The organism is Paraburkholderia sp. HD33-4 (genome assembly GCF_021390635.1).
GTDB lineage: Bacteria > Pseudomonadota > Gammaproteobacteria > Burkholderiales > Burkholderiaceae > Paraburkholderia.
In genome coordinates, this window is the sequence record NZ_JAJEJS010000002.1 from 2,979,168 (window position 1) to 2,992,659 (window position 13,492).

The window sequence follows — 13,492 nt, forward strand, 5'->3', positions numbered from 1 at the left end:
ATGAAACGTATTGCCGCATTCGCCTTAACGTGTTGGTCCGCCGCTGGACTGCTATACGTTGGACAGCACTCGGTGGCGCTGATCGCGCTGAGCGGCGTCGTGGCCTTCGCCGGGTTCGATCTGCTGCGGCCCTGAAGGCGGCGTTGTTTTTCACGTCAGTGAAAGCGCGCTTGGGCCCATGCCATCGCGGTAGCGTCCGCTTGCGCCTAATCGGCCAGCGCGTCGCGAATCGCCGCGAGCCATAACGCCACCGCATGCGCGCCGGGGTCCGCGTGACCGAGCGCGCGCTCGCCGACATAGCTCGAGCGCCCGCGGCGCGGAGGCATCGATGCGGTGCGCGATGTGCCCTCGCTTGCCGCATCGGCGGCGGCTTGCAACGCGGCATGCGTCGACGCTCCCTGAGCCAGCGCGTCATGGAGCGCGTCGGCGGCGGGCTTCAGCGCATCGACCATCGTGCGATCGCCCGGCTTCGCGCCCCCCAGTTCCATCAATCCATCGATACCGGCACAGAACGCCGTCGCCCATTGTCGTGCCGTGTTCGCGTCCGACTTTTCGAGCGCGGCCGCCGCGCGCAGCAGCATCACCGCGTATAGCGGACCCGATGTGCCGCCCACCACGCGCCGCAATGTCGCCGACATGCCGCGCAACACCGCGCCTGGCGTGGTGGCGGAAGCGTATGAATCGAGTTCGAGCTGCACCGCGCGTGCGCCACGCGCGAGGCTGATGCCGAGGTCGCCGTCGCCGACGCGCTGGTCCATCTCGGTCAAGGTCGGCTCGGCTGCCAGCAAACACTCGCAGACCGCTTCGATCGCGCGACGCAGCGTCGCGTCACGCGCGAGCGTCGCGCCACTCGCGCTTTGCGGCGCGGCTGGCGCCGCACGCACTGCGACCTGCGCGACGCGCCCGCTCAGCGCAGGCCATGCGCTCGTATGCGAGGCGGCGTCGAGCAGGCTCAGCCGTTCGTCATCGACACGCAGCAGCGTCAGCGACACGCCGGCCATTTCGAGCGCGCTCAGGAACGTACCGGCCCACGCGCGCGCGACTTCGATGCCGCGGGCGTCGAGCTGGCGCAGCGCTGCGCCAGCCACCACGTTGAGTTCGCTCGACGGCGTGCCGCCCAGATTGTTGACGAGCAGCGCGACGCGCGCGCCGGCCTGCAACGCGAGATCGTCGACGATCTTCACAAGCAGCTTGCCGACGATCGTGTCGGCCGGCTCCAGCGCTCCGCGCGCCACTCCGGGTTCGCCATGAATGCCGAGGCCCCATTCGATTTCGCCGTCGCCCAGCTCGAAGCCCGGCTTGCCCGCGGCCGGCACGGTGCACGGCGTCAGCGCGACGCCCATCGTGCCGAGCGACGCGGCCGCCTCGCGGGCGATCCGGGCGACCTCGGCCAACGGCAAGCCGCGCGCGGCAGCCGCGCCTGCGATCTTGTGAACCAGCACCGTGCCCGCGAGTCCGCGCCGGCCCGCGTGATCGCCGCTCGCGCTCAGCGCGACGTCGTCGGCGACGATCATCATCTCGACCGGGATGCCCTCGGCGCGCGCGATCTCGGCCGCGAGGCCGAAGTTGAAGCGGTCGCCCGTATAGTTCTTGACGATCAGCAACACGCCCGCGGGGCCGGCCACCGCGCGTATTGCATCGAGCACGGCATCGGTGGAGGGCGAGGTGAAGACCTCCCCGGCCACCGCCGCGCTCAGCATGCCATGACCCACGTAGCCGCCGTGCGCGGGCTCGTGGCCCGAGCCGCCGCCCGAGATCAGCGCGACCTCGCCACGCGCGGCCACGGCCTCGGCATCGGCGCGCAACACGATCGTGCCGCCCTGCAACAGCGAGAGTTGGGGATTGAGCACGACGAGCCCGTCGAGCATATCGGGGACCACGGTGGACACATCGTTGATGAGCTTCTTCATTGCGTCAGCTCCGTTGGATGCTGCCGGCAGCGCATGATCGAACGATGCGATGCGAAAGGCAGTCGGGTCGGCGGCGAAAGCGGAAGGTTTAACTGTACCGCGCATCGTCGAACGACGACGCGATAGCGTGAAAGCGTGTACGAATGTGCGAAAGCCTCGAACTGCAAGCAGACGACGAAAACGAACGGGATGTGGTGCCGGACGGCGAAACTGCGGGAACGACTGGATGGATTTGACCGGACCGTAGACGAAAGCGGAACCGCTTTCGTCTACGTCACAGATGCGTTGGTAGGCTCGATTGGATTCGAACCAACGACCCCCACCATGTCAAGGTGGTGCTCTAACCAACTGAGCTACGAGCCTTTAGAGGCGCGAATTATAGAGACTCATTGCGGACTGCACAAGCCCTTGCCGCGATTTATCGAAACGCATGCGCGTCGATCAGTTCGTCGCGGGCCATTCGGTATGGGAGTCCAATGGATAGATAAACCGGCCGATTCACGTGCTCGAAACTGAACAGACCATAGTCCAAACTCGTGACGCCGCGGCTATCGCATTCGACGAGTGCCGCCGCGATCGGCCCGAAGACCGGCCGGCAATACATGCGTGATTTGAGCAGCAGAAAACGCGCGCGGCGCGGATCGATACCGACGCTCTCGAACACGCCGAGATCCCACGGCTCGTGCGTGCGTTCGGTCACGACGAGTTTCACCGTGCCGGTGTCGAGCACCGCCGCGCGTCCCATGTAGCCGCGCTGGCCGGTGTAGGTCGGGCCGCTGATCACGTATTCGCCGTCGGTCAGCGCGCGCACGATGCCGTTCACGGCAAGCGGCGAACGCGAGGGCAAAGCATCGTTGGTGAGCTTGTTGCCGATCGGTAGCGTGACCGAGCTACCGACACCCGAGGCCGTCAATGCGGCGATCGCCTGCGGGTCGCACAAGGGTCCGCTGACGATGCCTTCGAGGCCCTGCTTAAGCGCTTGCTCGAGCAGATCCATCGTGTCGCACGTGCCGCCCGACAGGCAATTGTCGCCGTGATCGAGCAGCGGCACCGGCTTGTCGGCCCCGAGCGCCAGCGACGCCGCCTGCGCGACCGATTCGGCAAGCGGCGCGCGCGGCATCGATCGCGCGTTTCATCGCGCCATCGGCGCACGCGCTGCGCAGCGTGTGCGTGAGCAGCGGCAGCTGACGCCACGCGATTACCGGCTTCGCGCGGCCCTCGATCATGTCGAACAGCAAGCGCGCGGCGTGCGCGCCAGTCTCGTACATGTCGACTTGCGGATAGGTTTTGAAACTGACGATGATGTCGGCGTTGTCGATCATCTGCTGTGTCACGTTGCCATGCAGATCGAGCGCAATCGCGATCGGCGCGTGCGGCAACGACTCGCGCACTCGGGCGAGCAGATCGGCTTCGCCTTCGGTCGAGTTCCCGGCGACCATCGCGCCGTGCAGATCGAGCATCATCGCGTCGCAGCCCTTTTGCGGCTGTCAGGATCGTGTCGCAGATCGCATCGTAGGCGGCGGCGTCGACCGGCCCGCACGGATTCGCCATTGCGGAAATCGGCGTCACGATTTCCGCGTGCATGCGCTCGGCGGCGTCGATGAACGCGGCCATCGCCGTTTGCATGCTCTTGTTCTCGTCGAACACGGCGCGGCCGTAGCTGGGGCCGTTGCGGCCGAATGCGGCCAACGGAGTCTTTACCGGCGAGAACGTGTCGGTCTCGTGATTCATTCGTGCGATCAGGATCTTCGTGCATGTGCTCCCCGTGCTCGACGGCGCGTTCAGTATCACCTGCGGCAGCACATTGCAGCCGGCTTCCAGATGATCGGCCCGCGTCCTCGATTTCGTTGTGGATGATGCCGTCCTTGCACGGCACGAAGATGATCGCCGCTTCGTCCGCCACGCGAAGATATTGCCCATCGCGTCGACCCGTGCCGTGCAGCCGATCCTCTCTCGCCCATGCGATGAACTGCTCGCGCGCCTGGCGGTCGGGTTCGATCAGCGCTGGACGGCAGGCACCGTCTGCGTCGGTCGCACCGATTCGCGCGAGCTGCAGGAAACTGTCCCACAGCCATGCGCCGTCGTTCCGCAAATCGGCCTGAGGTCGAGACAATGTTGGGTGAATGAGCTTGCAACGATGCTTCCTCGCGTCGAAGTCATCTGGATGGCCTTTGCCGGCCGAACTTGATCGGTTCCGGCTTGCCGGTAGGCGTTGTTCCAATGGTCATGATCGAGAGGTTTGGCCAAGGCAGACGGCCGGACGTGCGCGAGGCGGCAACGCGGCGACGCATTTCCGTGGGCATGCATAGGAGGTGAAGCCGTTGGATTCGCGGGGAGCGAAGGGCGCATCGCGGGTGATGCACAGTGCAAATTCGCCCAACTACGCACGCCGCGACGTACCGGCAATCTGCGCACAAGTGGTTGCCAGCAAACGTTTTCGTCGAAGGAAGCGGGTAAAACGCAATGAAGGCTCAACCTTTTGCGAAGCGCGCCGTTATTGCATGTGCTCAGGCAAACCCCTCGGATCTCCATGGCACAACCGATTCCCTTCCGCAATACTGGCGCTGCCCGCGCGCGACATGCCAAGGCCATGCTGTTGCCCATCGCGCGCCAGATCGCCGACGATCTCGCGTTGCGAGTTCATCTGTCGCTCGACGCGCTGCGCCGCGGCGCCGGCACGAAGAGCGATGCACAGACGCTCACGCAGATCATGCTGCTGACCAGCTACCTCGCCGATGCCGGCTTCGGCTCGATGAGCCAGGAAGAACTCCACGCTGCGGACCGCGCGTCGGCGTTGGTGTTCGACGCAGGTCGGGAACGCGATGAATGGAAGCTGGACGAAGCGGGATTCGACCTCTTTGCATCGATCGCAACGAGTTACGATCGGCAGTTGCATCGCGCTCCGCTTTGGGCGATTACGGAGGCCAGTGAACGGCTCGACCGCTTTATCGCAGGTGGATCCGACCGGGCGCCGGCGCGTAAGCGGGCTTAGCGTTTCTTTTGGAGGAAGTGCTATTCGCCTGAGCCCAAAGGACACGGATTTTGGACGAATGTGTCAGAACCCGACGGGGAAACCGACGGGTTACGCGGATGCGTTGCGGATCGGAAAGTAGTGAAGCGCGTGCTTTCGGCCGCGTAAACGCAGAAACCCCACCGCGGTGGGTGGGGTTTCTGACTGGGTGAGGAGCCTGACGATTACCTACTTTCACACGGGCAATCCGCACTATCATCGGCGTGGAGTCGTTTCACGGTCCTGTTCGGGATGGGAAGGGGTGGGACCGACTCGCTATGGTCATCAGGCATGACGGGTTGCTGCGTCGCAATGGTATGCGCCACAGCCAATCGGGAAGAAGCGTAAAGGATTCGTGTGTGGGGGGTTGCGTTGTTTCTGGCACAACACCGATCTCAACCGTGCGCGTGTCGCTCCCCCTGCTGGGGGTAAAACACACCGGTTATAGGATCAAGCCTTACGGGCAATTAGTATCAGTTAGCTCAGTACATTACTGTACGTGCACACCTGACCTATCAACGTCCTGGTCTTGAACGACCCTTCAAGGGGCTCGAAGCCCCGGGGATATCTCATCTTAAGGCGAGTTTCCCGCTTAGATGCTTTCAGCGGTTATCTCTTCCGAACATAGCTACCCGGCGATGCCACTGGCGTGACAACCGGTACACCAGAGGTTCGTCCACTCCGGTCCTCTCGTACTAGGAGCAGCCCCCTTCAAATATCCAGCGCCCACGGCAGATAGGGACCAAACTGTCTCACGACGTTTTAAACCCAGCTCACGTACCTCTTTAAATGGCGAACAGCCATACCCTTGGGACCGGCTACAGCCCCAGGATGAGATGAGCCGACATCGAGGTGCCAAACACCGCCGTCGATATGAACTCTTGGGCGGTATCAGCCTGTTATCCCCAGAGTACCTTTTATCCGTTGAGCGATGGCCCTTCCATACAGAACCACCGGATCACTATGACCTGCTTTCGCACCTGTTCGACTTGTCAGTCTCACAGTCAAGCACGCTTATGCCATTGCACTATCAGCACGATTTCCGACCGTACCTAGCGTACCTTCGTACTCCTCCGTTACACTTTGGGAGGAGACCGCCCCAGTCAAACTGCCTACCATGCACTGTCCCCGACCCGGATTACGGGCCAAGGTTAGAACCTCAAACAGATCAGGGTGGTATTTCAAGGACGGCTCCACGCAGACTGGCGTCCACGCTTCATAGCCTCCCACCTATCCTACACAGACCGGTTCAAAGTCCAATGCAAAGCTACAGTAAAGGTTCATGGGGTCTTTCCGTCTAGCCGCGGGGAGATTGCATCATCACAAACACTTCAACTTCGCTGAGTCTCGGGAGGAGACAGTGTGGCCATCGTTACGCCATTCGTGCAGGTCGGAACTTACCCGACAAGGAATTTCGCTACCTTAGGACCGTTATAGTTACGGCCGCCGTTTACCGGGACTTCAATCAAGAGCTTGCACCCCATCATTTAATCTTCCGGCACCGGGCAGGCGTCACACCCTATACGTCCACTTTCGTGTTTGCAGAGTGCTGTGTTTTTATTAAACAGTCGCAGCCACCAGTTTATTGCAACCCTTTCACCCTCCTGGCGCAGGCCAGTCAAGCTACAAGGGCGTACCTTATCCCGAAGTTACGGTACCAATTTGCCGAGTTCCTTCTCCCGAGTTCTCTCAAGCGCCTTAGAATACTCATCTCGCCCACCTGTGTCGGTTTGCGGTACGGTCACTGTGAAACTGAAGCTTAGAGGCTTTTCCTGGAACCCCTTCCAGTTGCTTCGCTTCCGAAGAAGCTCGCGCCACACCCTTGAGTCCTGTGCCCGGATTTGCCAAAGCACCCTCTTCAATGCAGCGACCGGGACTTCCAACACCCGGACAACCTTCCGCGATCCGTCCCCCCATCGCATTTCACAATGGTGCAGAAATATTAATCTGCTTCCCATCAGCTACGCATTTCTGCCTCGCCTTAGGGGCCGACTCACCCTACGCCGATGAACGTTGCGTAGGAAACCTTGGGCTTACGGCGAGGGGGCCTTTCACCCCCTTTATCGCTACTCATGTCAGCATTCGCACTTCCGATACCTCCAGCACACTTTCCAGTGCACCTTCGCAGGCTTACGGAACGCTCTCCTACCATGCGTGCAAAGCACGCATCCGCAGCTTCGGTATATGACTTAGCCCCGTTACATCTTCCGCGCAGGACGACTCGATCAGTGAGCTATTACGCTTTCTTTAAAGGGTGGCTGCTTCTAAGCCAACCTCCTGACTGTTTTAGCCTTCCCACTTCGTTTCCCACTTAGTCATATTTGGGGACCTTAGCTGGCGGTCTGGGTTGTTTCCCTCTTGACACCGGACGTTAGCACCCGATGTCTGTCTCCCGTGATTGCACTCTTCGGTATTCGGAGTTTGCTATGGCGTAGTAATCCGCAATGGACCCCACAACCATGACAGTGCTCTACCCCCGAAGGTGATACACGAGGCACTACCTAAATAGTTTTCGGAGAGAACCAGCTATTTCCAGGTTTGTTTAGCCTTTCACCCCTATCCACAGCTCATCCCCTAACTTTTCAACGTTAGTGGGTTCGGTCCTCCAGCACGTGTTACCGTGCCTTCAACCTGGCCATGGATAGATCACCTGGTTTCGGGTCTACACCCAGCGACTGAACGCCCTGTTCGGACTCGCTTTCGCTACGCCTGCCCTAATCGGTTAAGCTTGCCACTGAATGTAAGTCGCTGACCCATTATACAAAAGGTACGCCGTCACCCCTTGCGAGGCTCCGACTGTTTGTATGCATGCGGTTTCAGGATCTATTTCACTCCCCTCCCGGGGTTCTTTTCGCCTTTCCCTCACGGTACTGGTTCACTATCGGTCGATCACGAGTATTTAGCCTTGGAGGATGGTCCCCCCATCTTCAGACAGGATTTCACGTGTCCCGCCCTACTTGTCGTACACCTAGTTCTTCCTCGCTGTTTTCGTCTACAGGGCTATCACCTGCTATGGCCGCACTTTCCAGAGCGTTCGACTAACAATGAGAATAAAGAGTACAGGCTGATCCCATTTCGCTCGCCACTACTTTGGGAATCTCGGTTGATTTCTTTTCCTGCGGTTACTTAGATGTTTCAGTTCACCGCGTTCGCTTCACATGACCTATGTATTCAGTCATGGATACTCCATTAGGAGTGGGTTTCCCCATTCGGACATCTCCGGATCAAAGCTTGTTTGCCAGCTCCCCGGAGCTTTTCGCAGGCTACCGCGTCCTTCATCGCCTGTGATCGCCAAGGCATCCACCACATGCACTTGTTCGCTTGACCCTATAACAGGTGTGTCTCAAGACGCACCCGCTACAGGTTGAGTATTCGTGTTGCGCCGTATTCCAAAGCAATCTTTCGATCACTTAAAAATACATCGATACAATCACAACCCTGATTCACCTACTCACGCACCCATCTCTAAGTACGCTTTCGTGAATCTCTTTACTACTTCTTCCTGATTGTTAAAGAACGACAGCCGATTATGAGTTGCCTCATATCGCTCTGACTGGCTCAATCGCCAATGCAAAGTACTCAGCATCCCACTTCATGCTGAACCCTTGGCATTGAGGATTGGTGGAGGATGACGGGATCGAACCGACGACCCCCTGCTTGCAAAGCAGGTGCTCTCCCAGCTGAGCTAATCCCCCTCTCATAGCCACGCAAACTTAGCTCATTCGCTTAACCCCCTTCGGGGGTGAGATGCTCGTAAGTGCTAAAGCACTAACGATCATCGCAAAGGATGGTGGGTCTGGATGGATTCGAACCATCGACCCCCGCCTTATCAAGACGGTGCTCTAACCGACTGAGCTACAGACCCCTGAGCCTGTCTGCGTTGCTTCTACTAACCACAGCCGATAAGCGTGAGCGCTTGCGCAGCAATGCAAGCTCTGGAAAGGAGGTGATCCAGCCGCACCTTCCGATACGGCTACCTTGTTACGACTTCACCCCAGTCATGAATCCTACCGTGGTGACCGTCCTCCTTGCGGTTAGACTAGCCACTTCTGGTAAAACCCACTCCCATGGTGTGACGGGCGGTGTGTACAAGACCCGGGAACGTATTCACCGCGGCATGCTGATCCGCGATTACTAGCGATTCCAGCTTCACGCACTCGAGTTGCAGAGTGCGATCCGGACTACGATCGGTTTTCTGGGATTGGCTCCACCTCGCGGCTTGGCAACCCTCTGTTCCGACCATTGTATGACGTGTGAAGCCCTACCCATAAGGGCCATGAGGACTTGACGTCATCCCCACCTTCCTCCGGTTTGTCACCGGCAGTCTCCCTGGAGTGCTCTTGCGTAGCAACTAGGGACAAGGGTTGCGCTCGTTGCGGGACTTAACCCAACATCTCACGACACGAGCTGACGACAGCCATGCAGCACCTGTGTTATGGCTCCCTTTCGGGCACTCCCACCTCTCAGCAGGATTCCATACATGTCAAGGGTAGGTAAGGTTTTTCGCGTTGCATCGAATTAATCCACATCATCCACCGCTTGTGCGGGTCCCCGTCAATTCCTTTGAGTTTTAATCTTGCGACCGTACTCCCCAGGCGGTCAACTTCACGCGTTAGCTACGTTACCAAGCCAATGAAGGCCCGACAACCAGTTGACATCGTTTAGGGCGTGGACTACCAGGGTATCTAATCCTGTTTGCTCCCCACGCTTTCGTGCATGAGCGTCAGTATTGACCCAGGGGGCTGCCTTCGCCATCGGTATTCCTCCACATCTCTACGCATTTCACTGCTACACGTGGAATTCTACCCCCCTCTGCCATACTCGAGCGATGCAGTCACCAATGCAGTTCCCAGGTTAAGCCCGGGGATTTCACATCGGTCTTACATCACCGCCTGCGCACGCTTTACGCCCAGTAATTCCGATTAACGCTCGCACCCTACGTATTACCGCGGCTGCTGGCACGTAGTTAGCCGGTGCTTATTCTTCCGGTACCGTCATCCCTCACGGATATTAGCCACGAGGTTTTCTTTCCGGACAAAAGTGCTTTACAACCCGAAGGCCTTCTTCACACACGCGGCATTGCTGGATCAGGCTTGCGCCCATTGTCCAAAATTCCCCACTGCTGCCTCCCGTAGGAGTCTGGGCCGTGTCTCAGTCCCAGTGTGGCTGGTCGTCCTCTCAGACCAGCTACAGATCGTCGGCTTGGTAGGCCTTTACCCCACCAACTACCTAATCTGCCATCGGCCGCCCCTTGAGCGCGAGGTCCGAAGATCCCCCGCTTTCCTCCATAGAGCGTATGCGGTATTAATCCGGCTTTCGCCGGGCTATCCCCCACTCCAGGACACGTTCCGATGTATTACTCACCCGTTCGCCACTCGCCACCAGGATTGCTCCCGTGCTGCCGTTCGACTTGCATGTGTAAGGCATGCCGCCAGCGTTCAATCTGAGCCAGGATCAAACTCTTCAGTTCAAACCTGTTACTGTTTTCGGTCTCTCTCGAGACCGGTCGCTCACTCAACGTACTGACGATGATTGATCCGTCTTTCGACAGATAAACCTTCCTCTAATACTGTGTGAGGCTTCTGATACTTTTGCCTTGCAGCAGATTCCGGAGAATCCGCCGCCGCATTCCGCATCAAGCGCCCACACTTATCGGCTGTTAGTTTTTAAAGATCGATCCGCCCAACCCGCAGCGCCTTAACCACCACCACCCGGCACCGCTTCGTTTGCGTCGCTGCGTCTGCAGCAGAGAAACGAGATTATGGAGAGCGATCGACAACACGTCAAGCCCCTTCTGCGAATTTGTTTTCGGGGACAGCCTGCGAGGATGCGACCCACATATAGCAAAACGACGCGGAGCCCCTTGCGCAAGAACCAACACGCCCCTATATATGTGGGGCCGCGCGCATGCGCACGGGCTACGCACCAGCGTAGCCTCACGCATGCATGCGACAACAGCGACGATGATTTGATGTGCACCCATGAGCGCGAACCCCCAAGCTCGTATATAATGCGAGCCGCGCAAAATTTCGCATGTCCATCGGCCCGCTTCCTAGCGGGCTCATCTTTTTTGCTCCCCAGAGCACAGCCCAACAACCGCGTTGAGTCACATCAGGTGATGCTGAGCCCTGCTCGATACGCCTGACGGTAGCGTCTTGCGTCTCATAGCGAAGCCTCTAGAGGAAATTACGTGAACCCTTTTGATCGCGAAGATTCGCAACACGAAACCGCCGCCTTCACTGCCAAAGTTCCGTCCGGCCGCTCGGCCAAAGGCAAGGGCGCCGGCAAAGCGATCCCCGTGGCAGCCGATCTGCCCCCGCAACAAGCCGAAGAGCGCCAGCGCCTGATGCGCGCATTGATCCAGCTGGGTAAAGAGCAAGGCTACCTGACCCACGCGCAGATCAACGACCACCTGCCCGACAACTTCACCGCAACCGCGGCGATCGACAGCATCGTCAGCGCGTTCAGCGACATGGGCGTGCAGGTCTACGAGCAGGCGCCGGACGCGGAAACGCTGCTGCTCAACTCGAACTCCCCGGCCGTGGTGTCGGACGACCAGGCGGACGAAGAAACCGAGGTTGCGCTGTCGACCGTCGACTCCGAGTTCGGCCGCACCACCGACCCCGTGCGTATGTACATGCGCGAAATGGGCGCGACCGAGCTGCTGACCCGCGCAGGCGAAATCGCGATCGCGAAGCGCATCGAAGACGGCCTGCACGAAATGGTGCAGGCGATCGCCGCGTGCCCGCTCGCCATCTCCGCGATCCTCGCGAGCGCGCAGCAGGTCGCCGATGGCGAGCTGCGCATCGACGAACTCGTCGACGGTCTGAATGAAGAGACGGGCGCCGCCGAAGAAGTCGCGAGCGCCGATGCGGATGCCGACGAAGAGAGCGATGCCGACGAGGAAAGCGACGAAGACGAAGAAGAAGACGACGGCCCGGCCGATTCGTCGGCGGCGGACGAAGCTCGCCTGAAGCAGCTCACGAGCGACTGCCTCGAAATTTTCGCCCAGGTCGGCATTCTGTCCGACGAGATGAACGCGGCGCACACGCGCGGCGACGTCACCTCCAAGGCCTATCTGCGCGCACGCGAAGACATCCAGCAGCACCTCGCGAAGATCCGCTTCACCGCACGTACGATCGACCGCCTGTGCGGCGACGTGCAGCACCAGGTCGCGCAAGTGCGCGCGATCGAACGCAACATTTTGCAGATCGTCGTCTCGAAGGCCGGCATGCCGCGCGAGAAGTTCATCGAGACGTTCGCGGGTAGCGAGGCCGACCTCGGTTGGACCGAGCGTGCCGCGCGCACTGGCGCTTCGACGTACGGCGCGGCACTCGAGCGTCATCTGCCGGCCATCCAGTCCGAACAGCAGAAGCTGATCGACATCGAAGCGACGGTGTCGTTGCCGCTCAAGCATCTGAAAGAGATCAACCGCAAGATGGTCGCGGCTGAATCGAAGATGCGCAAGGCCAAGAGCGAGATGATCGAGGCGAACCTGCGTCTCGTGATCTCGATCGCGAAGAAGTACGTGAACCGCGGCATGCTGTTCCTCGACCTGATCCAGGAAGGCAACATCGGTCTGATGAAGGCCGTGGACAAGTTCGAATACCGTCGTGGCTGGAAGTTTTCGACGTACGCGACGTGGTGGGTCCGTCAAGCCGTCACGCGTTCGCTCGCGGATCAGGCGCGCACGATCCGCGTGCCGGTGCACATGATCGAAACGATCAACAAGCTGAACCGTATTTCGCGCGAAATCCTGCAGCAGACCGGCCAGGAAGCGCATCCGGCGGTGCTCGCGGAGCGGATGGAACTGTCCGAAGAGAAGGTCCGCGGCATTCTGAAGATCGCGAAGCAGCCGGTGTCGCTGGAAACGCCGGTCGGCGACGACGGCGATGCGACGCTGGGCGACATGATCGAAGACGCTGGCGTGTCGTCGCCGGCGGATGCCGCGATGCAGGCCGACCTGCGTGCCGCGATCGACGACGCGCTCGACTCGCTGTCGCCGCGCGAAGCGAAGGTTCTGCGCATGCGCTACGGCATCAACACGAAGTCGGATCACACGCTTGAAGAAGTGGGCAAGCAGTTCGACGTGACGCGCGAGCGGATCCGTCAGATCGAGAGCAAGGCGATGCGCAAGCTCATGCATCCGAGCCGCGCGGACCGTCTGAAGTCGTTCCTCGACCGATAAGCGTTGGCCACGCTTGCCGTGCGCACTGCGCGGCAAGCCGGTCACACCGTCGTACACAAGCAGCGGGATGAACCGGTCAACGGTGAGTCCCGCTGTTTGCTTTGTGCTGTACCTTCCCGTCACTCTTCGCACGCGCGAGTTCTCAGTTTCGCTTCTGCGCGATTGTCCACAGATTTTGGGAACAAGCTTGTGGACAACCTGCGCATGACTGCGCTAACTCATTGAGCTGATTGCGTTTCGCGCTCGCGCCTTGAATGAGTCGTGTGCCCGATCGCTTTCTGCACAAGGTGCGAACCGCCCCGTTCGCTGTTGCGCGCTCAACGCGCTTTCGCCGGGCGACGAGCCCGTCGCTGCGCAGGCCGCTAGTCTGCAGATGGGCGATGC

The 13,492-nt window shown here is 59.9% G+C and carries 5 protein-coding genes, 3 tRNA genes, 3 rRNA genes and 1 pseudogene; 4 read left to right on the top strand and 8 right to left on the bottom strand.

The annotated features are described in order from the left end of the window. Entirely contained in the window at window positions 1-135 is a 135-nt protein-coding gene (locus L0U84_RS43890; protein ID WP_267939986.1) for a hypothetical protein, read from the top strand. A gap of 71 nt (window positions 136-206) precedes the next feature. On the opposite strand, the gene dhaK is transcribed toward L0U84_RS43890, so the two are convergent. From dhaK to L0U84_RS33410, 3 genes and pseudogenes are all read right to left on the bottom strand, one after another. Continuing rightward, window positions 207-1,910, bottom strand: coding sequence for a dihydroxyacetone kinase subunit DhaK (dhaK, locus tag L0U84_RS33400; RefSeq protein WP_233856291.1), 1,704 nt, complete (start codon window positions 1,908-1,910; stop codon window positions 207-209). A 286-nt stretch (window positions 1,911-2,196) separates the two neighbouring features. Then, window positions 2,197-2,273, bottom strand: a tRNA-Val gene (locus L0U84_RS33405). Window positions 2,274-2,351: 78 nt separating this feature from the next. Beyond that, window positions 2,352-3,641: pseudogene (locus L0U84_RS33410) on the bottom strand (M81 family metallopeptidase). A 118-nt stretch (window positions 3,642-3,759) separates the two neighbouring features. On the opposite strand from L0U84_RS33410, the gene L0U84_RS44290 reads away from it, so the two are divergent. Next, complete coding sequence (locus L0U84_RS44290) at window positions 3,760-4,098, top strand: hypothetical protein (RefSeq protein WP_442794075.1); 339 nt, start codon at window positions 3,760-3,762, stop codon at window positions 4,096-4,098. Window positions 4,099-4,440: 342 nt separating this feature from the next. Further along, entirely contained in the window at window positions 4,441-4,902 is a 462-nt protein-coding gene (locus tag L0U84_RS33420) for a hypothetical protein (protein WP_233856292.1), read from the top strand. Between the two features lie 194 nt (window positions 4,903-5,096). On the opposite strand, the gene rrf is transcribed toward L0U84_RS33420, so the two are convergent. The 5 genes from rrf to L0U84_RS33445 all read right to left on the bottom strand — a co-directional run bounded on the left by rrf (window position 5,097) and on the right by L0U84_RS33445 (window position 10,390). Continuing rightward, window positions 5,097-5,210, bottom strand: a 5S ribosomal RNA gene (rrf, locus tag L0U84_RS33425). A gap of 156 nt (window positions 5,211-5,366) precedes the next feature. Continuing rightward, window positions 5,367-8,247, bottom strand: a 23S ribosomal RNA gene (locus L0U84_RS33430). A gap of 292 nt (window positions 8,248-8,539) precedes the next feature. Continuing rightward, a tRNA-Ala gene (locus tag L0U84_RS33435) sits at window positions 8,540-8,615 on the bottom strand. Between the two features lie 93 nt (window positions 8,616-8,708). Further along, a tRNA-Ile gene (locus L0U84_RS33440) sits at window positions 8,709-8,785 on the bottom strand. Between the two features lie 74 nt (window positions 8,786-8,859). Next, window positions 8,860-10,390: ribosomal RNA gene (locus L0U84_RS33445) — 16S ribosomal RNA — on the bottom strand. The 16S, 23S and 5S rRNA genes sit together here with 2 tRNA genes alongside, the layout of an rRNA operon. A gap of 720 nt (window positions 10,391-11,110) precedes the next feature. Between L0U84_RS33445 and rpoD the strand changes: the two genes are divergently transcribed. Continuing rightward, window positions 11,111-13,108, top strand: a complete 1,998-nt coding sequence (gene rpoD / locus L0U84_RS33450; RefSeq protein WP_233856293.1) for an RNA polymerase sigma factor RpoD — start codon at window positions 11,111-11,113, stop codon at window positions 13,106-13,108. Window positions 13,109-13,492: the final 384 nt, after the last annotated feature.

What these genes read in the sequence shown, in the direction of transcription:
- dhaK (WP_233856291.1), bottom strand. Translation starts at nt 1,910, where the DNA reads ATGAAGAAGCTCATCAACGATGTGTCCACCGTGGTCCCCGATATGCTC.
- L0U84_RS33420 (WP_233856292.1), top strand. Translation starts at nt 4,441, where the DNA reads ATGGCACAACCGATTCCCTTCCGCAATACTGGCGCTGCCCGCGCGCGA.
- L0U84_RS43890 (WP_267939986.1), top strand. Translation starts at nt 1, where the DNA reads ATGAAACGTATTGCCGCATTCGCCTTAACGTGTTGGTCCGCCGCTGGA.